The following is a 20,917-nucleotide window of genomic DNA, read 5'->3' as shown; positions in this document are numbered from 1 at the left end:
GATGGCACGCCTCTCTCCGGTGGCTCGCCCTCTCGCCCAGACGGGCGATGCGAAGCTCGCCTATACCCACGACCTGACCATCGGATTGCCGCCCCAGCGGGTGAACGCGCATTTCGAGGCGGCCCGCGACCGCTGCCTGAACGAGGCGGCCCTGAAATGCATCCTCGTCGCTGCGTCCATCGACGATGGCCGGAGGCCTGCGGGCCGTCCGCAGGCCCAGGTCCAGGTCCGACTGCCGCATGAATCCGTTGCTCCCTTCATGGCCTTCGTCACGTCGCCCCTGCCCGGCGAGGCGACGGGCGACGTCGTGCTCCGGAGCCAGTCGACGCGTGCCGACGACCTGACGGATGCCATCGAGGATGGCGGCCGGCGCTTGGCCCAGCTCACCGCCTATCGCGCCCGGCTCGATGCGATCGCCGCACGGCCCGACCCGCGCGTGGAGGATCTGATCCGCATCGCGCAGGAATTGGCGCAGGTTCAGTCGCAGATCGAGGAAGCCGATGCCAAACAGCGCGGCCTGAGCCAGCGCGTCGACACGGAGCTCGTCTCCGTCGCCCTGCGCTCCGACGAGGCGCGCGCCGGGCCCCTCGCCCCCGTGGAGGAAGCCTGGGCCCAGGCGGGCCAGACCTTCGGCGCGAGCGCAGGATCGGCCTTGCGCTTCGTCGTCGCCGGCCTGCCATGGTTACCGCTGGTGCTGATCGGCGTGCTTCTCCTTCGCGCGCTGTGGCGCCGGCGCGGCCGCCGAAGCGCCATGACCGAGCGGACGTCCTCCAGGGCACAGCCATGACGGCGCGCCGCCCATGCATCTGATCCGAATCGACACGGTCTCCCTCGACGAAGGCGAAGCCGCCATCGATCTGGGCCAGGCGCCCGGCGACATCGTGTTCCTGTCCTTCACCGATTCCGACCTCTCCGGCATGGCCGGCGCGCATGCGGCCGAGCGGGAGGCGGCGGCACGGGACTCGTCGGCGGTCGATGTCCCGACACTTCGGCTCGCCAAGCTGGCGCGGCTGCGCCATCCGATGTCCGTCGATCTCTACGTGGACAACGTCATCGCGCGGTCGAAAGTCGTGGTCATCCGCTGCCTCGGTGGCCTCGATTACTGGCGCTACGGAGTCGAGCGCGCCGCCGCCGCGGCTCGCGCGAACGGCGTGAAGCTCGCCGTCATTCCGGGCTGCGACAAGCCCGATCCCCGCCTCACCGCCTTCTCGACGGTGGCTCCCGAACTGGTGGAGACACTCGAGGGCTATTGCCGCGCGGGCGGGTCCGACAACCTGCGCCGGATGATCCGGCGCCTCTCCCTGGAGATCGGGAACGCGGTCGACGCGCTGCCGCCTGTCGCCCTGCCACGCGGCTTCGCCTGGTGCCCGGGCTGCGGACCGGTCGCACACGAGACCGCCCTGGCCGCCGCAGGTCGGGATCGCCCCCTCGCCCTCATCCTGGTCTATCGGTCGGCGGTGCTCGGCGGCGACACCCGGCCCGTGGCCGACCTCATCGCAGCCCTCGGTGAGCGCGGCATCGGTGCCGCCACCCTCGCGGTCGCAAGCCTCAAGGACGCGCTCGCCCTCGATGCCGTGCGGGAAGCTCTGGCCGCGCGAAGCCCGGACATTGTCATCGCGGCAACGGCCTTCTCGGCGCGGGAGGATGGCGGCTTCGTCCTTGATGGCGCCGAAGCGCCCATCCTTCAAGCCTACACGATCGGGGCCTCACGGGAGGCCTGGGAGGCCTCGGCGCGGGGCATGAACGCCGCCGACCTCGCCATGCAGGTGGCGCTTCCCGAATTCGACGGCCGGCTCTCCGGTTTCCCGATCTCGTTCAAGGAGGACGGGCCGGAACTCGACGGGTTCAGCGAGCGCCGCGCTGTTCCCTTCCCGGCCGGTATCGCGGCCCTGGCCGACCGCGCCTCGGCCTGGGTGGCGCTGAAACACCGGCCGCGCGCAACGCGTCGCCTCGCCCTGGTCCTGTCCGACTACCCTGCCCGTGGCGGCCGGGCGGGCTTCGCCGTGGGGCTGGACACGCCGGCGAGCGCGGGAATCATTACGGAGACGCTGCGGCGGGCCGGCTATGCGGTGGGCCACCTGCCGGAGCCGGACGCTCTGATGCACGCGCTGACGAAGGAGGCTCCGACCTTCGCGGTGCCGCTCGCGGCCTATCGCGACTGGCTCTTCACACTGTCACCGGACGAGCGGGACACGCTCGATCGACGGTGGGGCGAGCCGGAGGCCGACCCGGTCTGTGTCGATGGGGCGTTCCGCTTCCCGATGGTCGTGGCCACTATTGCTCCCCCCCCACGACCTCATCCTGAGGTGCCGGAGCGCAGCGCCGGCCTCGAAGGAGGCTTCCAGCTGCCTCAGAGAGATCTGGAAGCCTCCTTCGAGGCCGCTGATGCGGCACCTCAGGATGAGGTCATTGATTGGATGAGAGGACGTCTCGCCGTCTTTCTTCAGCCCGATCGTGGCCGGGCGGCCGACCGCAAGGCGGGCTATCACGACCCCGACGAGCCGCCGACCCACGCTTATCTCGCCTTCCATCTCGGATTGCGGGAGGGGTTCGACGCCCTGATCCATCTCGGCACCCACGGCACCACCGAATGGTTGCCCGGCAAGGCGGTGGCCCTGTCGCCGGCCTGCTGGCCGGCGCGGGCGATCGGGCACCTGCCCGTGATCTACCCCTTCATCGTCGACGATCCCGGCGAGGCGGCCCCGGTGAAACGCCGGCTCGGCGGCATCGCCCTGGGCCACCTCACGCCCCAGACCGAATGCGCCGGCCTGACCCCGGAGGCCGCGCGGCTGCGCGAACTCGTGGAGGAATATTCCTCGGCCAGCGTCCTCGACCCGCGCCGGGCCGACATCATCGCCCGCGCGATCCTCGACGATGCGGCCGATGCCGGCCTTCTGTCAGGCGCCGGGATCGACGCCGACACCCCCATGGCCGACGCGCTCACCGCCCTCGACGCGCATCTGTGCGATCTCGGCGAGGTCACCACCCGCGACGGGCTCCATGTGTTCGGATCGGCACCCGACGACGCGGCGGACCAAGTAAAGGCCTGCGCGGCGGCCGAGCGCGAGGGGCTGCTCGCCGCCCTCGATGGACGCTTCGTTCCGCCCGGCCCCGCCGGTTCGCCCTCACGCGGGCGGACGGACGTGATGCCCACGGGGCGCAACCTCACGACCCTCGATCCGCGCAGCCTGCCGACGCGGGCCGCCACCCTGCTCGGCTCGAAAGCCGCCGATGCGGTGGTCCGGCGCTACCTGCAGGACGAGGGCGATTACCCGGCCCGCATCGTCATGGATCTCTGGGCCTCGCCGACCCTCCGCACCGGCGGCGAGGACGTGGCGCATGCCCTGGCACTCATGGGCGTGCGCCCGACCTGGGACCACGCCTCGACCCGCGTCACCGGTTTCGAGGTGATGCCGCTCGCCCTTCTCGATCGGCCGCGCATCGACGTGACCCTGCGTGTCTCGGGCGCGTTCCGCGACACCTTTCCCGAGACCCTCTCTCTCCTCGCCCGCGCGGCATCTGCCGTCGCCGAGCGCGACGAGGAAGACGACGAGAACCCGCTCGCCGCCGCGCGCCGCCGGGGCGAGGCCCCCGCCCGTGTCTACGGCGCAGCACCAGGCCGCTACGGCGCCGGTGCCGGCGAACTCGCCCTCGACGGACAATGGCAGAGCCGCGACGATCTCGGCCGAGCCTATCTCGACGCCACCTCGCACGCCTATGGCGGGACCGAGGACATGGCCGATGCTGGCTTCGCTGCCCGCGTCGCGCAGGCCGACGCCTATGTCCACGCCTTCGACGTGGCCGAACGCGACCTCTTCGACGGCGACGCCGCGGCCGATGCCATGGGCGGGTTCTCCGCCGCCGCCGCGCTCGGCGGGCGCGCTCCCACGCTCTACAGCCTCGACGTGGCCGACCCGGAAAAGCCCAAGGCGCGCACCGCCCGCGAGGATGCGGCGCGCCTCATCCGCGCCAAGCTCGCGAACCCGCGCTGGATCGCGGCGCAGCTGCGCCACGGCTATCGCGGTGCCCAGGAACTGGCACAGGGGGTCGATGCGGTCTTCGTCCTCGCCGCCGCCACGGACGCCATCTCCGACGCCGATCTCGACCGGCTCTACGGCGCGATGATCGCCGATCTCGATACGTTCGATGCCCTGCGCGCTGCCAATCCCGATGCCGCCCGCGCTATCCTCGAACGGTTCGACGAAGCGCGTCGGCGCGGCCTCTGGACCACCCGCCGCAACGCCATGGCCGCCGACGAGCTGATGCCGGAGGCGGCCGAATGAGCGCGCCGCGCCGCGTCTCGCCGGAGCCCGCACGCCGAGGCTGGTGCCCGAGCCTCGCCCGGCCGATGCCGACGGGGGACGGGCTGCTTGCCCGTGTTCACCCACCGCTGGGCATCCTCACGCCGGCGCAGGCGCGCGCGGTGGCGGAAGGTGCGCGCCGCTTCGGCAACGGCCACATCGACGTGACGGCGCGGGCGAACCTACAAGTCCGGGGCGTCACCGAGGAGACCCGCTGCGACCTCGCGGAGGCCCTCGGCGCGGCCGCGCTCGACGACGTACGTAGCGATGGCGGGCCGCAGCGGCTCACCTTGACCGCGCCGCTCGCCGGCCTCGAAGCAACGCCCATCGACATCCCGGCCCTGGCCGGGGCGATCGAGGCGATCGGGCTGGCGATCACGGGCCTGCCCCCCAAGGCACTGGTCGCCGTCGAGGCGGCAGAGCGCGGCACCTGCCTCGGCGCCGCTCAGCCCGATTGCCATCTCGTCGCCACGGCGGAGGGCTTGGCGTTGCAACTCGCAGGCGACGCTGGCTGGTGGGATGTCCCGGCCGACGGCGTGCATTCTGTCCTCGACGCCGCCTTGCGCCGTCTCGCGGAGAGCGGGCAACGCCGGATGCGGGATCTATCCTCCACAGACAGAGGCGGCCTGGCGCTCGGTCTCGGCCTTCGCCCTGCAACGCCTCCTCCCGGCGCATCGCTGCCGCGTGCTGGCCACTTTCCCCTGAACTCACATCTTCCGACCGCTCGCGGGCAGCACGAATCCCCCCCAAGCGAAGCTACGCCCATCGCCATCCTGGTCGACGCACCCTTCGGCCGCTGCACGGCGGACGCTCTAGAAACCCTCGCCGATACGGCAGAATCCCTCGGTGGGGAGCCTCTGCGGCTCTCGCCGACGAGGGGGTTTCTGCTTGTTGCCCCCAACGCGGCGGCGGCGGAGGCGGTGCGACCCATCCTCGCGGCGGCAGGCTTCTTGACGGAGCCGGACGATCCGAGGCGGGCGGTTGCCGCCTGTCCGGGAGCGCCGGCCTGCGCTTCCGGCTCGACGACGACGCTTGTCGATGCGGCGCGACTGGCCGACGCCTTCGAGGCCTTTTCGGCGCGAGGGCTGTCGGCCCATGTGTCGGGCTGCGCCAAGGGCTGCGCCCATCCCGCCGCCGCCTCGCTCACCCTGGTCGGAGAAGACGGCCTCTACGGCATCGTCCTCGACGGCCGGCCCGATGCGTTGCCGGAGGCCCTCCTCACTTTCGACGCGGCGCTGGAGCGCGTAAGGAGGGCCGATCCGGCCTATCCCGAACCCCTCGCCCACGCTTTCAGGACATCCCCATGAGTTCGCGCCTCGACTATCTGCGCGACGGACAGGCGATCTACGCCCGCTCCTTCGCCATGATCCGCGCCGAGGCCGACCTCGCCCGCTTCTCCGGCACCGCCGAACGCGTCGTCGTGCGGATGATCCATGCCTGCGGCATGACCGACCTGCCCAAGGACGTGGAAGCCTCCGAGGATTTCGCCGCCAACGGCGAGGCCGCGCTCAAGGCCGGGGCACCGATCCTGTGCGATGTGCGCATGGTCGCCGACGGTGTCACCCGCTCGCGTCTTCCCGCCGACAACCGGGTGATCTGCACCCTCACCGACCCGCGCGTGCCCGGCCTCGCCGCCGAGATGAACACGACCCGCACGGCCGCCGCCATGGAACTCTGGCGCGAGCATCTTCCCGGCAGCATCGTCGCCGTCGGAAACGCCCCGACCGCCCTGTTCCGGCTGCTCGAACTGCTTGATGAAGGCGTCGCCCCACCGGCGGCGGTCATCGGAATCCCCGTCGGCTTCGTGGGGGCCGCCGAGTCCAAGGAAGCCCTCGCCCGCGACGGGCGGGTGCCCTTCATCGTCGTTCATGGAAGGCGCGGCGGCAGCGCCATGACCGCCTCCGCGATCAACGCCCTCGCCAACGAGATCGAGTGATGGATTCGAGCGAGCGGCTTCCCCCCGCAGAGCCGGCGGACATCACCGAGATCCCGCGACAGGTCACCACCGGTACGCTCTACGGCGTCGGGATGGGACCGGGCGACCCGGATTATCTCACCGTCCGCGCCATGAAGCTTCTCGCCGAGGCGCCGGTGCTGGTGCATTTCTGCAAGAAGGGCCGGCGCGGCAATTCCCGCACCATCGCCGACGCGGTGATGCGCGACCCGGCCCGCGAGATGCCCCTGGTCTATCCCTACACCACCGAGCTTCCCCCCGAGCATGGCGAGTACGTCTCCGCCCTCGCGTCCTTCTACGACGATGCGGCGACGCGGATCGCCGACCATCTCGGGGCCGGGCGGGACGTGGCGATCCTGTCGGAGGGCGATCCGTTCTTCTACGGCTCGTTCATGCATCTGTGGCGCCGCCTGAAGGACCGTTTCCCGGTAGAGGTGGTGCCCGGCGTCACCGGCATGTCGGGCTGCTGGACCAGGGCCGGAACCCCGATCACCTGGGGCGACGACGTGCTGACGATCCTGCCGGCGACGCTGGGCCATGACGCCCTGGTGGAGCGCCTCCGCATCACCGACGCCGCCGTCATCATGAAGCTCGGCCGCCACCTGCCGAAGGTGCGCCGCGCCCTGGCCGAGACCGGCCTCCTCGACCGCGCGGTCTATGTGGAACGCGGCACCATGGCCGGCGAGAAGGTGATCGCGCTGGCCGAGAAGCCGGACGACGACGCCCCCTACTTCTCGATGGTCCTGGTCCCCGGCGAGGGGCGCCGCCCGTGACCGGCTCCGTCACGGTCGTCGGCCTCGGGCCGGGCGATCCGCGTCTCCTCACCCAGGCGGCGAGCGAGGCCCTGGCCCAGGCGCAGGACCTCATCGGCTACCTTCCCTACGTCGCCCGCGTGCCCGATCGTCCGGGGCTGACGAAACACGCCACCGACAACCGCGTCGAGATCGACCGCGCCGGCCATGCGCTCCGGCTCGCCGCTTCCGGCCGCCGGGTCGCGGTGGTGTCCGGCGGCGATCCGGGGGTCTTCGCCATGGCGGCGGCGATCTTCGAGGCCGTGGAGACCGGCGATCCGGAATGGCGTCACCTCTCCATCACGGTCGAGCCCGGCATCACGGCGATGCTGGCCGCCGCCGCCCGCCTCGGCGCGCCGCTGGGAGGCGATTTCTGCGCGATGTCGCTGTCCGACAACCTCAAGCCCTGGGAGGTCATCACCGCCCGGCTCGAGGCGGTGCTGCGGGCCGATTTCGTGATCTCGCTCTACAACCCGATTTCGTCGTCCCGGCCCTGGCAGCTCGGGGCCGCGCTCAGTCTGGCGGCCGAGCACCGCCCACCGGAAACGCCGGTGGTCTTCGCCCGCGCGGTCTCCCGCCCGGACGAGGCGATCCGGATCCTCACCCTGGCGCAGGCGCGTGAGACCAAGGCGGACATGGCCACGATGGTCATCATCGGTGCATCCGCCACCCGGCTGATCCCGCGCGGTGACGCGACACCCTTCGTCTACACCCCGCGCAGCGTGCCGGCGTGAGGGTGGACGGTCGGATCGTTTCGAACCCTCCCCCCCCTGCGGGGGAGGGTGCCTGCGGAGCAGGCGGGAGAGGGGGCGACCTCTCCGGAGATGGCGCTCCCCTCTCCCGACCCGCTTCGCGGGCCACCCTCCCCCGCAAAGGGGGGAGGGGAATGCGCGCGCATCCCGGTTTAGCCCTCACGTGCGCGCAGCCACGCCAACGCGCCCTCGGCATCAGGCACGCTTTCCACGGCGGGCTTCTGCGGCGGGCGCACGATCACCACCGGCAGACCGAGCGCGCGGGTTGCGGCGATCTTGCCGTAGGTGGCGGGGCCGCCGGAATTCTTGGTGACCAGAATGTCGATCCGCCGCTCGGCGAGGAACGTCATCTCGGCGGCCTCACCGAAGGGACCGCGTGCGGCGATCTCGGTGAGGCGTGGCACCGGCAGGGCGTCGCCGATCGGCTCGATGGCGCGGACGATGTAATCGTGCTGCGGGGCAGTCGCGAAGGCGCCGACTTCGAGGCGGCCAATCGTCAGGAACACCCGCCGGGGCGTCTCGCCGAGGGCGAGGACGGCCTCCGACATGGTCTCGACCTCGGTCCAGCGATCTCCCTGCCTCCGCTCCCAGGCCGGGCGGCGGATGGCGAGGAGCGCCACACCGGTCCGCTCGCAGGCAAGCGCCGCGTTGCGGCCGATCCGCGCCGCGAACGGGTGCGTGGCGTCGATCACCGCGTCGATCCGATTCTCGGCGATCCAGGCGGCGAGGCCCTCAGCTCCGCCGAAGCCACCGATGCGGGTGCGTACCGGCTCGCGCTTCGGTGCGCTGGTGCGGCCGGCCAGCGACAAGGTGGCGTCGATCCGCGGATCGAGCCCCTTCACAAGAGCGCTCGCCTCGGTGGTGCCGCCGAGGATCAGAACTCGCATCGTCGCCCTCTCCCTATCCGGCAACCTTGTCCATGAGCGCCGCCCCCGTGTCGAGCACCGCCCCCTGGCTCACCATCGTTGGGATCGGAGAGGACGGGCGCGCGGGCCTGAGCCCCGCCGCCACAGCCGCCCTCGACGGGGCGGAGGTGGTCTATGGCGGAGCCCGCCATTTCGTCCTCGGGGGACCGTTGAAGGTCGAGACGCGGGTCTGGCCGCGCCCGATCTCCGACGCTTATCCCGGCCTCCTCGCCCGGCGCGGACGCCCGACCTGCATCCTCGCCACCGGCGACCCGTTCCATTACGGCATCGGCGCCGAGATCGCGCGGCTGCTGCCGGCGGCCGAGATGTGCGTGTTCCCCCACCTCTCGGCATTCAGCCTAGCGGCGGCACGGCTCGGCTGGCCGCTCGCCGAGACCACCTGCCTCACCCTGCACGGGCGGGCGCTGGAGCGGATCGTACCCCACCTCCAGCCCGGCGCCCGGCTCCTCACCCTGACCTGGGACGAGACCACGCCGGAGGCCGTCGCCGCCCTGCTCACGGAACGCGGTTTCGGTGCCTCTCGCCTCGTCGTCCTCGAGGCCATGGGTGGCCCGCGCGAGCGCCGGCTCGAAACAAGGGCCGATGCGTTCTCCCTCACCGGGATCGATCCGCTCAACACCCTGGCGGTGGAGGTCGTCGCCGATGCCGATGCTCGCGTCGTCAGCCTGAGCCCTGGCCTCGACGATACCTGGTTCGAGAATGACGGCCAGCTCACCAAGGCCGATATTCGCGCCGTGACCCTCGCCGCCCTGCGCCCCCGCGCCGGCCAGCGCCTCTGGGACATCGGCGCCGGAGCCGGCTCGATCTCCATCGAATGGATGCTGCGCCATCCCAGCCTGCGCTCGCTGGCCATCGAGGCGAACCCCGCCCGTGCGGCGCGGATCGCCCGCAACGCCGCCCGCCTCGGTGTACCGGATCTGCGCGTCGTGGAGGGCGAGGCGCCCGCCGCCCTGGAAGGCCTCGAGCGTCCGGACGCCATCTTCATCGGCGGCGGAGTTGCGCGGCCTGGCGTGCTCGACCGCGCCCTCGACGCCCTCAAGCCGGGGGGCCGGCTGGTCGCCAACGTCGTCACCCTGGAGGGCGAGGCGGTTCTGCTTGGCGCCTTCGCCCGTCTCGGCGGGCAGCTGAAGCGGCTGTCGGTGGCCCATGCCGATCCGGTCGGCCATCTCCACGGCTGGCGCGCCGCAATGCCGGTGACGCAATGGGTCTGGACGAAGCGGTGACGGGCGGCTGGGCGATGCCCGACGCGCTTCCCCTCCCCCTTGTGGGGAGGGGTCAGGGGTGGCTCCGAACAGGGCGCACCTTATCCGACACCACCCCCACCTCCGGCTCCTCCCCACAAGGGGGAGGAGGGGCCTGCGACTTGTCTGACGATGATCTGGCCCCTCGAGATACGTGGATAACCCGTCTCATCGTCGCCGGCATCGGCTTCCGGCATGGGGCCATGGCCGACGAGATCGTCGCTTTGATCCACCGTGCGCTTGCCGAAAGCGATCATAGGCCGAACCGGCTCGGCGCGATCGCCACCGCCGAGGACCGCGCGAATGAGCCGTCGATCGTCGAGGCCGCCGCTGCGTTCGGCCTCGTGCCCGTCGGAATTCCCCCCGCCGAGATGATCGCCGTCGACGCGCGCGTAACGACCCGCTCGGGCCGGATCGAAGCGAGCCGGGGGGTCGGATCGGTGGCGGAAGCCGCCGCGCTGGCCATGGCCGGCGATGGCGGAACCCTCATTCTGCCGCGCATCGCGTCACCAGCGGTGACATGCGCCCTTGCGCTTCCCGCGTATTTCGCCACTCAAGCGGGATGACCGTACATTTTATCGGCGCCGGCCCCGGTGCGGCCGACCTCATCACGATCCGCGGGCGCGATCTCATCGCGCGCTGCCCCGTCTGCCTCTACGCCGGCTCGCTGGTGGCGCCGGAGATCCTGTCCTGGTGCCCGTCCGACGCCCGCATCGTCGACACCGCTCCCCTCGACCTCGACGCCATCGTGGCCGAGATCGTCGCCGCGCACGAGGCCGGGCAGGACGTGGCGCGGCTGCATTCGGGCGACCTCTCGATCTGGAGCGCGCTGGCCGAACAGACCCGCCGCCTCGACCGGCTCGGCATTCCCTACACGGTGACCCCGGGCGTGCCCTCCTTCGCCGCCGCCGCCGCCCTGCTTCGGCGCGAACTCACCGTGCCGGGTCTAGCCCAATCCGTGGTCCTCACCCGGACCTCGGGCCGGGCCAGTGCCATGCCGGAACGCGAGACGCTCCAAGCCTTCGCCGCCACCGGCGCGACCCTGGCCCTGCACCTCTCCATCCACGTGATCGAGACCGTGGTGACCGAGCTTGTGCCTTTCTATGGAGCGGATTGCGCCGCCGCCGTGGTGTTCCGCGCCACCTGGCCGGACGAGCGCGTCATCTCAGGCACCCTCGCCACCATCGCGGAGGATGTGCGCGCCGCCGGTCTCGAGCGGACGGCGCTGATCCTCGTCGGCCCGGCCCTCGCCGCCAGCGAGTTCCGCGAGAGCGCGCTCTACTCCACCGATTACGACCGCCGCTTCCGCCCCACGGGGCAGCCGGCCCCCGGAGTCGAGTCATGACGATAATGGACCGATCGCATCCGCCCGGCCTTCTCGTCGCCGCTCCACGGTCGAGCTCCGGCAAGACCACCGTGACGCTGGCGCTGATGCGGGCGCTCGCCCGGCGCGGCCTTGCCGTGCGTGGTGCCAAATGCGGGCCGGACTATATCGACCCGGCCTTCCACCAGGCCGCCACGGGCTATCCCAGCGTCAATCTCGACAGCTTCGCCATGCCGGATGCCATGCTCGATTCGGTGGCGGCGATGGCGGGCCATGGCGCTGATATCGTCATCGCCGAGGGCTCCATGGGCCTGTTCGACGGCATCGTCGCCAGCGAGGGCCGGACCGGCGCCAATGCCGACATCGCCGCCCGCTACGGCTGGCCCGTGCTTCTCGTCGTGGACGTCTCGGGTGCCGCCCAATCGGCCGCCGCCGTGGCACTCGGCTGCGCCCGCTACGATCCTCGTATCCGCATCGCCGGGGTGATCCTGAACAAGGTCGCCAGCGCCCGCCATCGGCGTCTGGTCGAAGCCGGTCTCGCGCGGGTCGGCATCCCGGTTCTCGGAGTGCTCATGCGCGACGCGACCCTCTCCCTGCCCGAGCGTCATCTCGGTCTGGTCCAGGCTCGCGAGACGGGCGATCTCACCGCGCGGCTCGACCGCCTCGCCGATCTGGCGGAGGCCGGTCTCGACCTCGACGCCATCCTCGCGGCCGCATCGGGACGCCTGCCGGACGTGTCGGATACCGCCCTGCCCCCTCCCCCGGGGCAGCGCATCGCCATCGCTTCGGATGAGGCCTTCTCGTTCCTCTATCCACATATGGAAGCGGGCTGGCGCGCGGCGGGCGCCGAACTGGTCACCTTCTCACCGCTCGCCGACGAGGCGCCCCCGGAGGGCTGCGACGCCTGCTGGCTACCTGGCGGATATCCCGAGCTTCATGCCGGGAAACTCGCAGCGGCGGGCCGGTTCCTGAACGGCCTCCGGAGCTTTGCCGAACACAATCCCGTCCATGGCGAGTGCGGCGGCTACATGGCTCTCGGTCTCGGGCTGGAAGACGCGGTGGGCGTCACGCATGCGATGGCGGGCCTGCTCCCGGTTGCGACCTCCTACAAGGTGCGCCGCCTGCATCTCGGCTACCGCGTCGCGACGCTCATCGGCGATGGCCCCCTCGGGCAGGGCGGATCGCGCCTCGTCGGCCACGAGTTCCATTATGCCAGCGAACTGACGCCGCCTCCCGCCGAGGATGTCGCCCTCGCGGTGGTGACCGACGCGGAAGGAGTTCCGTTAGGCATGGCAGGCCACCGATGCGGCCGTGTGTCAGGCAGTTTCTTCCATCTCATCGGATGACTGAAAATCGATCAAACGGCCGCAGGGGTCTCTGAGCGCTTTCCCATCTTTGCCGCAGTTCGCACGATCGCCAAAACGTCCCGCCGGAGTTGGTCGTCCTCGATCAGGGCGTAGGCCTGGAGCAGTTCGATCGCGCCGTGTGCGCTCAAGAATCCGAACACCTCAGATTGTGTTCCTCCCGCGTCGTCCTCTTCGAAGAACGCAGAGACAGGCACTTCCAAGAGACGGGAAATCTCTCGGAGCCGGCCAGCACCAACGCGATTCTGCCCCTTCTCGTATTTCTGGACCTGCTGGAAGGTCACACCGACGGCGGTCCCGAGGGCAGTCTGACTAAGGCCACGAGCCTTGCGCAGGGCCGTGATCCGCAACCCAACCAGGCGGTCGACATCGGTAGTTTGCTTGGGCATCATCACTCGTTTCAGTGCTTAATACGGTCTCGGCCGGTTTTGCTGGTCTCCGCAACCGATGCGGCAACTTTAATACGCCGCATTCGGTACGGTCGGAAGTTAAAAGAAAGTGAACCCGTAGTCTCCACGGCCCTCCACCGGAGGGAGAAGGAATTTCCAGAAACCACCAAGGAATCAGGAGCGATCCCCTGGGTCCGAGGAACGCGAAACCAGCTTGACCACAAACCGGGCAAGGATGGCAAGAGTCACCACGAACTTGCCGTCGCAAACCGAGGAAGGCCGGACACCGGCTCCACAACGACGTGAGGGAAACATTCTTGTATCCAGAAACCTTGTGACAGAAATAGCGCTATTTTAATACGGGATTGTGCGGCTTTTCCCATCATTTTCCAATCGGGATATTGCGGTTTAGAATGCGGCGCGGATCGCCGGCCGCCCCTGCTCCCGGCCTTTTGTACGAAGGTGCTTCATGTTCATTGCCATGAATCGATTCAAGGTTGTTCCGGATGCAACGACAGAATTCGAGCAAGTCTGGCTCGGGCGGGACAGCCAACTCGACGAGATGGAAGGATTCGTCGAGTTTCAGTTGCTTCGGGGCCCGACCTACGAAGATCATGTGCTGTATGCCTCGCACACTGTCTGGGCCTCCAAATCGGCTTTCGAGGCCTGGACCCAGTCGGAGCAATTCCGCAAGGCGCATAGCCGCACACCGACGACGAAACCTCTCTACCTCGGCCATCCGCAGTTCGAGGGATTCGAGCCGATTCAAACCTTGAGCAAGACACAGGAAGTCTCGTCGGCGGAGCTGTATTCCGAAGCGATGGCCTGATCGACCTTGCCATCCGGCGGCATCCTCGCCCCGCACCGTTCGATGGGGATGCCACCACGCTTCGAGGCCGGCGGCCGACTGTCCTCTGCCTCGCTCAGTCTCGAACGGCCATGATGACGTCGCCGCGCCGCACCGCGAGCGCAGCGACCACCCGCCGACCGAACGCCGTGTCTGGGAGGCCGTCTCTGAGCCCGAGATACAGGTCGTTCCACCCAAAGCGGCAGTCGATATCCGGGATCTTCGCGAACCGGTCGAGTTCACCCAGCATCGCCTCAGCGAAATCCTCGGGACTCATCATCGGTTCGACGGCGTCGAGGAGGCCGTACTCTTCGAGGAAACCGCCGTTCAGGTTGATGAGACCGTCCCGGTGCCGAATCAGCGCGAAGTAAATGCCGAAGCCGATCATGGCTCGGTCGCGCCAGCCGGTTTCGGCGATGTATGTCTTCATCATCACGTCGGTAGTGTAGGTCTCGTGCTCGCCGTCACGCCTGGCGAGATAGCCGCGAAACACGTCGTGCGCGTCCGGGTCGAGGCGCAGCAGGGCCTGCATGGCAGCGGCGAGCGCGCCGTGGCTCTCCTTCGGTCCCCAGATCTGACGATACAAGCCCTTGGCTTCGACGGCGCTCGGATGCACTTCCAGATAGGTCGTCAGGAGTTCCCTTAGCATCGGAGCGACCGCGATACGGTCGCGTGACACGCGTGCGAAGAAGGCCGATTCCGTCATCGTCCGGCCGCCGACCACGAAGGACAGTTCCAGGACATCGGTCTGCAGCAGGTCGGCCAGTCGCTCGCGGATGTCGTGGGTGAGACGACGCAGGCCCTCGGCGACGGCCGCCTGTGACAACGCCTCGACGATCACCACATGGCGGCGGCTCGACCGGGCCAGGAAGCGCCGGACCGCCGCCTCTTTCGGGCCCGACCAGACCGAAGCCCGGAAACCGTCTTCGTCCTGCGAGATCGACCGGACCGGAAGGTCGCTCGCGCACCAAGCGCGCTGGATGCGAACGGCATCCGGCAAGGCCTGGATCTCCACATGCTCGGCATGCGTCACGTCGGCGATATCGGCCAGGACCTTGGTTCCGTGAAAGCGTTCGAAATGGAAAACGGGCGAGAGCGAGCCGTCCAGGCCGATGCGCTGAAACTCCGTTCGCTTGTCCCAGAAATGGCCGTACTGGACCCAGAACGCCGTCTCGGCCGGCTCCCACACCACGTTTCGGATCGCCAAGGGGGGCTCGGGCGTCATGCGCGCCACGATGGTCCGTGCCAGGCCGAGAGGCGTGGTCGTCCAGAGTTCGAGGGCCTGGCTCACTCGGCGCCTTCCATCCGCGACCGCATCCCGATGCGGCGGTGACGCGGCGGAGCCGTCATGGACCGCCGGCAAAGCGGACGAGGGCGTCACGGCGTAGCGACCGCTCGGGCTGAACCACCACGGTTTCGCCGCATCCGGCAGCGGTTCGCAGCGCACCGTTCCCGTGGAGGGATCCAGTCGGTACAGCCCATACCGCGATCCCGGCGCACCGCATTCGAAGCCGACGAACGCCAGCTGGCCGCCCGGATCCCGAAACACGTCATCCTGGATCGTGAGGGCGGTCGGCTCGCCAGGGTCGGGGACAAATTCACCGCCGCCGGCCAATAGGCCTACGGTTTGGCCGGCCGTCCATTGCAGACCGTTTCCGTCCGCGACGACAGCGAGGTCCGTCGCGCGCCGAACCTGAAGGGAATGGAGGTAGCGCTCCTCGTCGAGGGGCCGCTTGCCGTCGTACAGGACGATCCATCCGGAATCGGCGGGCACGAAGATGTGGCGGGGGCGATCCGTCCCGGCTGGTTGCCGAGCGATCTCCCTGTCGAGCCGCCAGTCGATGAGGCAGATCTCCCCATCGGCGGACAGGCAGACGAGGCGGTCCGGGCCGACGAACGCCGCGTCACGGATCGATCCGTCCGGAAATGGCAGGAACATCCGCCATGTGCCGCCATCTTCCACCGCCGCGACGGCGTTGTACCGGTGATGTGTTCCTGAAAGCGTCACGCGCGGCATGAAAGCTCCCCCAGCAGACCACGGAACGGCCCCAGGCCTTTCGCCATAACGGCCAGCCAAGCTTTCGGACAGCATGAAGGAGAGATTTGGGCGGCACCGGCGGGTCCGAGGTTTGCGCCCCGGGCAGACATGACGATGGCCGGATGGGATAATGTCCCATTATGGCACAAACCAAGTCTCACCCCGGCACACAGCGTCCCAGATGTTCCAGCAACGTCTTCCCGAAATCTACCAGACCCTGCCCGCCGCGCGCGACACGCGACGCGACGCGTGGGCGGCCGTCCTTCCGCGGCGGTGGCGCGGTGCGATCCGCTTCGGGCTGTCCACGGCTCTGGCCGTCTCCGACCTCGTCGCGATTCTCGTCACGGCCTACCTCGTAGAGGCGATCTATTACGAGTTCGCCTTCGACCAGCAGATCGCCACGGGCATGACCGGGAGTTTCCAGCTGGCGGGCCTCGTGGCCGTCTTCGTGCTTCTGACCAACCTCGCGCGGGACGAGTACAGCATCGAAACGCAGCTGACCCGCGGCCTTCACCGCCGCCGCATGGCGAGTCTTTGGCTCGCCACCTGGGGAATCGTGCTCGTCGTCGGCTTCGCCACCAAGACCACGACCGACTTCTCGCGCGCAGTGGCGATCGGCTTCTTCCTCACGGGCTTGCCGGCCCTGTACCTGTCCCGTCTCGTCATCGTGGGCCTCGTCCGGCAGACGATGACCTCCGGCTCGCCATCGATCAGTCGTATTCACCTCGTCGGCTTCGAGGAGGACATTGCCAGCTTTCACGCCAACAACGATGCGCAGGCCCTGAATCTTCGGGTCATCGGGACCAGCTACCTGCGTCGTGTGGATTCGCGGGAGGATGCGTCGGTGCGACAGGCACAGATGTCGGAAGACCTCGACCTCGCGGTCTCGGTGGTGCGGTTCCTGCGCCCAGACGACGTCTTCATCCTGGTCCCCTGGACGGATGCGGCGGATATAGAGCGCTGCGTCGACGCGTTCCTGCGCGTCCCTGCCGCCCTTCACCTCCGTCCCGGCTCGGTCATGGACCGGTTCCCCGATCTCAAGCTCGCGCGGGTGGGACGGCTGTCGGGCATCAATATCGGCCGCCGGCCGCTCACCTTCAGCGAGATCGCCCTGAAGCGCGGCCTCGATGTCGTCCTGTCCGCCATCGCGCTGGTGCTGCTCGCGCCGCTCCTGGCGTCCATCGCCCTGCTGATCAAGCTCGACAGCCCCGGGCCGGTCTTCTTCCGCCAGCGCCGGTACGGCTTCAACCAGCAGGCCTTCGGCGTGTTCAAGTTCCGCAGCATGAAGACCGAGCAGAACGCCGTCTTCCGACAGGCGACCCGCAACGATTCACGGATCACCCGGATCGGCGCCATTCTGCGCCGGACGAATCTCGACGAGTTGCCCCAGCTCATCAATGTCCTGATGGGGGAGATGTCCCTGGTCGGTCCGCGCCCCCATGCCCTTGCTCACGACCGCAGCTTCGAACGGCGGATCGCACTCTATGCCCGCCGCCACAACGTGATGCCCGGCATCACCGGCTGGGCACAGGTGAACGGCCTACGCGGCGAGACCCTGACCGATCTCGACATGGAGCGGCGTGTGAACCACGACCTGCACTACATCGACAATTGGTCGGTCTGGCTCGACATCCAGATCATGATCCAGACCATCGCCTCACGGCGGGCCTATCGCAACGCGCGCTGAACCTCGCGCACCGTGTCGCTCAGGGGTTCGGTTCGTGGCCGAGGCAGGCGCCGCATTCGCCCTCCACTTCGAGGATCCGGCTCGACGGCTTGAACCCGGCTTTCGCCAAGGCCCTGTCGAGCTGGTCGTCCACCTCCGGTGAGGTCGTCTCGTCGATGCTGCCGCATGTCCGGCAGATCAGGAAGACGAGGCCGGCCCCGTCGCCGTGCTGGTGTCCGCAGGAGACGAAGGCGTTGCGGCTGGCGATGCGATGGACGAGACCGTTCTCGGTAAGAAAGTCGAGGGCGCGATAGACCGAGACGGCGGCGACCCGGCGACCTTGACCGCTCAGCCGCTCCGCGATGTCGTAGGCGCCGAGCGGCTTCGCCTCGGACGCCACCGCTTCGAGGACGTCCCGCCGCAGCCGCGTGAACTGCAGGTCACGCTCGGCGCAGAGACGCTCCGCTCGCGCCAGCGCATCCGTGGCATTGCCACAGCAGGCGCCGTGATCGTGGACGGCACTATGGTCGTGCACGCCATCCTCCCCTGATCGCCGGTCGATGTGGTCCGGCACGTTGAACTGATGCGATGTTACAGTGTATCAGTACCAGAGATAGTTCGCCGCTCCCGTTCGGACAATTCCGCCCCTTCCTGGTACCCGAACCGCTGTGACGCGTCCTCCCCAGATCAAACCGCCCCCCCGTCGCTCCCTGTTCCAGGCCGGCGCCGCCTCGCGGCTGATCATCGCCGCGATCCTGTCCGGGTTGGTCTGGGGGGCGATCCTCTGGGCCATGGGATAACGATGACACACGCCCTCATGGGGGACGCCCCCGTTCAGCCCGGCGCCATCGCCTTGCGCGGATTGACGCTCGGCTACGATCGCCATCCCGCCGTGCACCATCTCGACGGTACCATCCCCGCCGGAGCCCTGATGGCCCTGGTCGGCCCCAACGGCGCCGGCAAATCGACTCTGCTCAAGGGGATCATCGGTGAGATCCGCTGCCTTGACGGCCGGATCGACCGACCCGGCGGAACCGATTCCATCGCCTACCTGCCCCAGGCCGGCGAGATCGACCGCAGCTTTCCCCTGAGCGTCCTCGACCTCGTGGCGATGGGACGCTGGCGCCGCCTCGGCTTCTGGCGCAGCGCCCTCCCCGACCGCCGGACGCTGGTCAGCGCCCTCTCCGCCGTAGGCCTCCTCGGCTTCGAGGATCGGCTGATCGGCACCCTGTCCGGGGGGCAGTTCCAGCGCGCCCTGTTCGCGCGGCTGATCGTCCAGGACGCCCGCATCATCCTCCTCGACGAACCGTTCACCGGGATCGACGGACGCACCACCGCCGATCTGATCGGCCTGATCCGCGGATGGCATGCGGAGGGCCGCACCATCGTCGCCGCGCTTCACGACCTGCATCAGGTCAAGGCGCATTTTCCGACCACGCTCCTGCTGGCCCGTGAGCCGGTGGCCTGGGGCGCCACGGAGACGGTGCTGACCCGGGAGAATCTCGCGCGCGCCCAGGCCTTGTCCGAAGCCTGGGACGAGGATGCCGCCATCTGCGGGCGGGGCGAGGGCCATCATCATGCACCGCCCCCTGCCGATGGCGGGGACCTGCATCACCACGATCACGACCATCCCCATGGTCACGCGCACGATCATCGTCACGACCACGGACACGCCGCGTGATCGATCTCCTGTTCGGCCCCTTCATCGAGTTCGGCTTCATGCGCCGGGCGCTGGCCGGCTGTTTCGCCCTCTCGCTCTCGGCCCCGCCGGTGGGGGTCTTCCTCATGCTGCGGCGCATGAGCCTGATGAGCGACGCCATGAGCCATGCGATCCTGCCCGGCGCCGCGGTCGGTTTCCTCGTCGCCGGCCTATCGCTGCCGGCGATGACCATCGGCGGGCTCGCCGCCGGCCTGTTCGTGGCGCTGCTCGCCGGCATCGTCACCCGCACGACCTCGATCAAGGAGGATGCGAGTCTCGCCGCCTTCTACCTGATCTCTCTCGCCGCTGGCGTGCTGCTCGTCTCCTTGCGCGGCTCGCAGATCGATCTCCTGCACATCCTGTTCGGCACGGTTCTGGCCCTCGACGATCCGGCGCTCATGCTCCTCGGCGGGATCGCCACGGTGACGCTGTTCGCCCTTGCCGCGCTCTACCGCCCCCTCGTCATGGAATGTGTCGACCCGCTGTTCCTGCGCACGGTCAGCCGTGCCGGCGGGCCGGTGCATTACGCCTTCCTCGGCCTCGTGGTGATGAACCTCGTGGGAGGCTTCCAGGCCCTCGGGACGCTGCTCGCGGTGGGGCTGATGCTGCTGCCGGCGATCACCGCGCGGTTCTGGGCCGCAGACCTGTCGGGCCTGATCCCCATGGCGATGGTGGTGGCGATGGTATCGAGCTTTGCCGGACTGACCGCCTCGTACCGCGCCGACCTGCCCACGGGGCCTGCGATCGTGCTGGCGGCGGGAAGCCTCTACCTCGTCTCGCTCCTGTTCGGACTGAGGGGCGGCCTCGTCTGGCGTTTGTTCAAGCCGCGCCACCTCGAAGGCTGAAACTACACGCTGAAGAGGCTCATGAGGCCCGAGACGATGGCGTAGACGAAGCCGGCGTTCAGGAGCACGCCGACGGCACCGACGCCGAGCCCCATGACGACGAGCAGCCCATCCCGCTCGACGAGGCCGAGGCCGACGAGGCAGATCGCCAGACCGAGGGGGATCTGTCCGACCAGGGGCGCTGCGACCACGAGGGCGAGCGACAGGGTGAGGAGGATTAGCCCCACCGTCCGCATGCCGAGGCCGGTCTCGAACAGGCTCATGCGCGGACGCGACCAGCGCTCCAGCCGCCGGAGCAGCGGCACCGCGCGCTTGGCGGCACGCTCCACGTCGCTCCGGGCAATGGAGCGACTCAGGAGAACGCGGGGCAGCCAAGGCGCCGTCATTCCCGCCGTGATCTGAACGGCCACGAGCAACAGCAGCAGGCCGCAGACCAGGGGGATCGGCGGCGGCATCGGCAGGCAATTCGGCAGGCCGAGGATGACGATGAGCAGGGCGAAGGCACGGTCCTTCAGCACCGCGACGATGTCGCCGATGGTCAAGCGATCCGTCTCCTGTGCCGCGAGCACCGTGAGAACTTCGGACGTTCGAGCAGCTGGTGACAAGAAAACTCGGCCTTTGGCGACGGTCCTGTCGCGGGCTCTATCCTAGTCCCCGCCCGACGCCAACCGAATCAGCTTTCATCACCATGCGGCATCGCGGGGCCTCCCTTCTCGACACGGTCCGAACACACCGGCAGATCGACCACTGCCACCGCACAACTTCAGATCAGATAAATAC

General features: G+C 69.1%; 20 protein-coding genes. 15 read left to right on the top strand and 5 right to left on the bottom strand.

Annotation, left to right across the window (positions count from 1 at the left end; translation table 11 throughout):
- Position 1: 1 nt before the first annotated feature.
- Genes ASF08_RS00870 through cobJ form a run of 6 tightly spaced genes read left to right on the top strand, consistent with a single transcriptional unit; the run spans position 2 to position 7,780 of the window.
- Positions 2 to 787 (top strand): DUF4349 domain-containing protein, encoded by a 786-nt coding sequence (locus ASF08_RS00870; protein WP_244474414.1) that lies wholly within the window; start codon positions 2 to 4, stop codon positions 785 to 787.
- 13 nt (positions 788 to 800) lie between these two features.
- Positions 801 to 4,283 carry a cobaltochelatase subunit CobN gene (cobN, locus tag ASF08_RS00865; RefSeq protein WP_056140104.1) on the top strand — a complete coding sequence of 1,161 codons (3,483 nt, stop codon included), beginning with the start codon at positions 801 to 803 and terminating at the stop codon, positions 4,281 to 4,283.
- Complete coding sequence (cobG, locus tag ASF08_RS00860) at positions 4,280 to 5,608, top strand: precorrin-3B synthase (RefSeq protein WP_056140101.1); 1,329 nt, start codon at positions 4,280 to 4,282, stop codon at positions 5,606 to 5,608. The genes cobN and cobG overlap by 4 nt, the downstream gene beginning before the upstream one ends.
- On the top strand, positions 5,605 to 6,237 hold the full coding sequence (locus tag ASF08_RS00855) for a precorrin-8X methylmutase (protein WP_056140098.1): 633 nt from the start codon (positions 5,605 to 5,607) through the stop codon (positions 6,235 to 6,237). The genes cobG and ASF08_RS00855 overlap by 4 nt, the downstream gene beginning before the upstream one ends.
- The gene (locus ASF08_RS00850) at positions 6,237 to 7,028 is read left to right on the top strand and encodes a precorrin-2 C(20)-methyltransferase (protein ID WP_056140095.1); all 792 of its coding nucleotides are present in this window, start codon (positions 6,237 to 6,239) and stop codon (positions 7,026 to 7,028) included. Before ASF08_RS00855 ends, ASF08_RS00850 begins: the two co-directional genes overlap by 1 nt.
- Positions 7,025 to 7,780, top strand: a complete 756-nt coding sequence (gene cobJ / locus ASF08_RS00845) for a precorrin-3B C(17)-methyltransferase (protein ID WP_056140092.1) — start codon at positions 7,025 to 7,027, stop codon at positions 7,778 to 7,780. The genes ASF08_RS00850 and cobJ overlap by 4 nt, the downstream gene beginning before the upstream one ends.
- A gap of 170 nt (positions 7,781 to 7,950) precedes the next feature.
- On the opposite strand, the gene ASF08_RS00840 is transcribed toward cobJ, so the two are convergent.
- Positions 7,951 to 8,685 (bottom strand): cobalt-precorrin-6A reductase, encoded by a 735-nt coding sequence (locus tag ASF08_RS00840; protein ID WP_200931806.1) that lies wholly within the window; start codon positions 8,683 to 8,685, stop codon positions 7,951 to 7,953.
- Between the two features lie 32 nt (positions 8,686 to 8,717).
- On the opposite strand from ASF08_RS00840, the gene ASF08_RS00835 reads away from it, so the two are divergent.
- The 4 genes from ASF08_RS00835 (at position 8,718) to ASF08_RS00820 (ending at position 12,635) form a co-directional block, all read left to right on the top strand.
- Entirely contained in the window at positions 8,718 to 9,947 is a 1,230-nt protein-coding gene (locus ASF08_RS00835) for a bifunctional cobalt-precorrin-7 (C(5))-methyltransferase/cobalt-precorrin-6B (C(15))-methyltransferase (protein WP_056140777.1), read from the top strand.
- A 176-nt stretch (positions 9,948 to 10,123) separates the two neighbouring features.
- On the top strand, positions 10,124 to 10,531 hold the full coding sequence (locus ASF08_RS25585; protein ID WP_056140774.1) for a cobalamin biosynthesis protein: 408 nt from the start codon (positions 10,124 to 10,126) through the stop codon (positions 10,529 to 10,531).
- Entirely contained in the window at positions 10,528 to 11,310 is a 783-nt protein-coding gene (gene cobM, locus ASF08_RS00825) for a precorrin-4 C(11)-methyltransferase (RefSeq protein WP_056140086.1), read from the top strand. Before ASF08_RS25585 ends, cobM begins: the two co-directional genes overlap by 4 nt.
- Positions 11,307 to 12,635 carry a cobyrinate a,c-diamide synthase gene (locus ASF08_RS00820; RefSeq protein WP_056140081.1) on the top strand — a complete coding sequence of 443 codons (1,329 nt, stop codon included), beginning with the start codon at positions 11,307 to 11,309 and terminating at the stop codon, positions 12,633 to 12,635. The genes cobM and ASF08_RS00820 overlap by 4 nt, the downstream gene beginning before the upstream one ends.
- Before the next feature lie 11 nt (positions 12,636 to 12,646).
- Here ASF08_RS00820 and ASF08_RS00815 read toward each other — a convergent pair whose 3' ends face one another.
- Positions 12,647 to 13,045, bottom strand: coding sequence for a helix-turn-helix domain-containing protein (locus ASF08_RS00815; RefSeq protein WP_018045276.1), 399 nt, complete (start codon positions 13,043 to 13,045; stop codon positions 12,647 to 12,649).
- 466 nt (positions 13,046 to 13,511) lie between these two features.
- Between ASF08_RS00815 and ASF08_RS00810 the strand changes: the two genes are divergently transcribed.
- Positions 13,512 to 13,871 (top strand): antibiotic biosynthesis monooxygenase family protein, encoded by a 360-nt coding sequence (locus tag ASF08_RS00810; protein WP_056140078.1) that lies wholly within the window; start codon positions 13,512 to 13,514, stop codon positions 13,869 to 13,871.
- Positions 13,872 to 13,965: 94 nt separating this feature from the next.
- On the opposite strand, the gene ASF08_RS00805 is transcribed toward ASF08_RS00810, so the two are convergent.
- Positions 13,966 to 15,906, bottom strand: coding sequence for a hypothetical protein (locus ASF08_RS00805; RefSeq protein WP_244474413.1), 1,941 nt, complete (start codon positions 15,904 to 15,906; stop codon positions 13,966 to 13,968).
- A gap of 202 nt (positions 15,907 to 16,108) precedes the next feature.
- On the opposite strand from ASF08_RS00805, the gene ASF08_RS00800 reads away from it, so the two are divergent.
- On the top strand, positions 16,109 to 17,614 hold the full coding sequence (locus ASF08_RS00800; protein WP_056140072.1) for an exopolysaccharide biosynthesis polyprenyl glycosylphosphotransferase: 1,506 nt from the start codon (positions 16,109 to 16,111) through the stop codon (positions 17,612 to 17,614).
- 19 nt (positions 17,615 to 17,633) lie between these two features.
- Here the strand turns inward: ASF08_RS00800 and ASF08_RS00795 are convergent, their stop codons facing one another.
- Complete coding sequence (locus ASF08_RS00795; protein WP_147831916.1) at positions 17,634 to 18,128, bottom strand: Fur family transcriptional regulator; 495 nt, start codon at positions 18,126 to 18,128, stop codon at positions 17,634 to 17,636.
- 133 nt (positions 18,129 to 18,261) lie between these two features.
- On the opposite strand from ASF08_RS00795, the gene ASF08_RS25955 reads away from it, so the two are divergent.
- From ASF08_RS25955 to ASF08_RS00785, 3 genes are read left to right on the top strand one after another with little or no spacing between them, the layout of a single operon-like run.
- On the top strand, positions 18,262 to 18,393 hold the full coding sequence (locus tag ASF08_RS25955) for a hypothetical protein (protein WP_018045281.1): 132 nt from the start codon (positions 18,262 to 18,264) through the stop codon (positions 18,391 to 18,393).
- Between the two features lie 2 nt (positions 18,394 to 18,395).
- A complete protein-coding gene (locus tag ASF08_RS00790; RefSeq protein ID WP_200931805.1) occupies positions 18,396 to 19,274 on the top strand; it encodes a metal ABC transporter ATP-binding protein in 879 nt (292 codons plus the stop codon).
- A 38-nt stretch (positions 19,275 to 19,312) separates the two neighbouring features.
- Positions 19,313 to 20,137, top strand: coding sequence for a metal ABC transporter permease (locus tag ASF08_RS00785; protein ID WP_200931817.1), 825 nt, complete (start codon positions 19,313 to 19,315; stop codon positions 20,135 to 20,137).
- Positions 20,138 to 20,139: 2 nt separating this feature from the next.
- Here ASF08_RS00785 and ASF08_RS00780 read toward each other — a convergent pair whose 3' ends face one another.
- Complete coding sequence (locus tag ASF08_RS00780) at positions 20,140 to 20,742, bottom strand: exopolysaccharide biosynthesis protein (RefSeq protein ID WP_210322825.1); 603 nt, start codon at positions 20,740 to 20,742, stop codon at positions 20,140 to 20,142.
- Positions 20,743 to 20,917: the final 175 nt, after the last annotated feature.

Source organism: Methylobacterium sp. Leaf85 (assembly GCF_001422125.1).
GTDB lineage: Bacteria > Pseudomonadota > Alphaproteobacteria > Rhizobiales > Beijerinckiaceae > Methylobacterium > Methylobacterium bullatum.
This window is presented reverse-complemented; position numbering and strand designations above follow the sequence as displayed.

Excerpts from the sequence above, each read along its gene's own strand:
- ASF08_RS00870 (WP_244474414.1), top strand. The coding sequence starts at position 2 with ATGGCACGCCTCTCTCCGGTGGCTCGCCCTCTCGCCCAGACGGGCGAT.
- cobN (WP_056140104.1), top strand. The coding sequence starts at position 801 with ATGCATCTGATCCGAATCGACACGGTCTCCCTCGACGAAGGCGAAGCC.
- cobG (WP_056140101.1), top strand. The coding sequence starts at position 4,280 with ATGAGCGCGCCGCGCCGCGTCTCGCCGGAGCCCGCACGCCGAGGCTGG.
- ASF08_RS00855 (WP_056140098.1), top strand. The coding sequence starts at position 5,605 with ATGAGTTCGCGCCTCGACTATCTGCGCGACGGACAGGCGATCTACGCC.
- ASF08_RS00850 (WP_056140095.1), top strand. The coding sequence starts at position 6,237 with ATGGATTCGAGCGAGCGGCTTCCCCCCGCAGAGCCGGCGGACATCACC.
- ASF08_RS00840 (WP_200931806.1), bottom strand. The coding sequence starts at position 8,685 with ATGCGAGTTCTGATCCTCGGCGGCACCACCGAGGCGAGCGCTCTTGTG.
- ASF08_RS00835 (WP_056140777.1), top strand. The coding sequence starts at position 8,718 with ATGAGCGCCGCCCCCGTGTCGAGCACCGCCCCCTGGCTCACCATCGTT.
- cobM (WP_056140086.1), top strand. The coding sequence starts at position 10,528 with ATGACCGTACATTTTATCGGCGCCGGCCCCGGTGCGGCCGACCTCATC.
- ASF08_RS00820 (WP_056140081.1), top strand. The coding sequence starts at position 11,307 with ATGACGATAATGGACCGATCGCATCCGCCCGGCCTTCTCGTCGCCGCT.
- ASF08_RS00815 (WP_018045276.1), bottom strand. The coding sequence starts at position 13,045 with ATGATGCCCAAGCAAACTACCGATGTCGACCGCCTGGTTGGGTTGCGG.
- ASF08_RS00810 (WP_056140078.1), top strand. The coding sequence starts at position 13,512 with ATGTTCATTGCCATGAATCGATTCAAGGTTGTTCCGGATGCAACGACA.
- ASF08_RS00805 (WP_244474413.1), bottom strand. The coding sequence starts at position 15,906 with ATGCCGCGCGTGACGCTTTCAGGAACACATCACCGGTACAACGCCGTC.
- ASF08_RS00800 (WP_056140072.1), top strand. The coding sequence starts at position 16,109 with ATGTTCCAGCAACGTCTTCCCGAAATCTACCAGACCCTGCCCGCCGCG.
- ASF08_RS00790 (WP_200931805.1), top strand. The coding sequence starts at position 18,396 with ATGACACACGCCCTCATGGGGGACGCCCCCGTTCAGCCCGGCGCCATC.
- ASF08_RS00785 (WP_200931817.1), top strand. The coding sequence starts at position 19,313 with ATGCGCCGGGCGCTGGCCGGCTGTTTCGCCCTCTCGCTCTCGGCCCCG.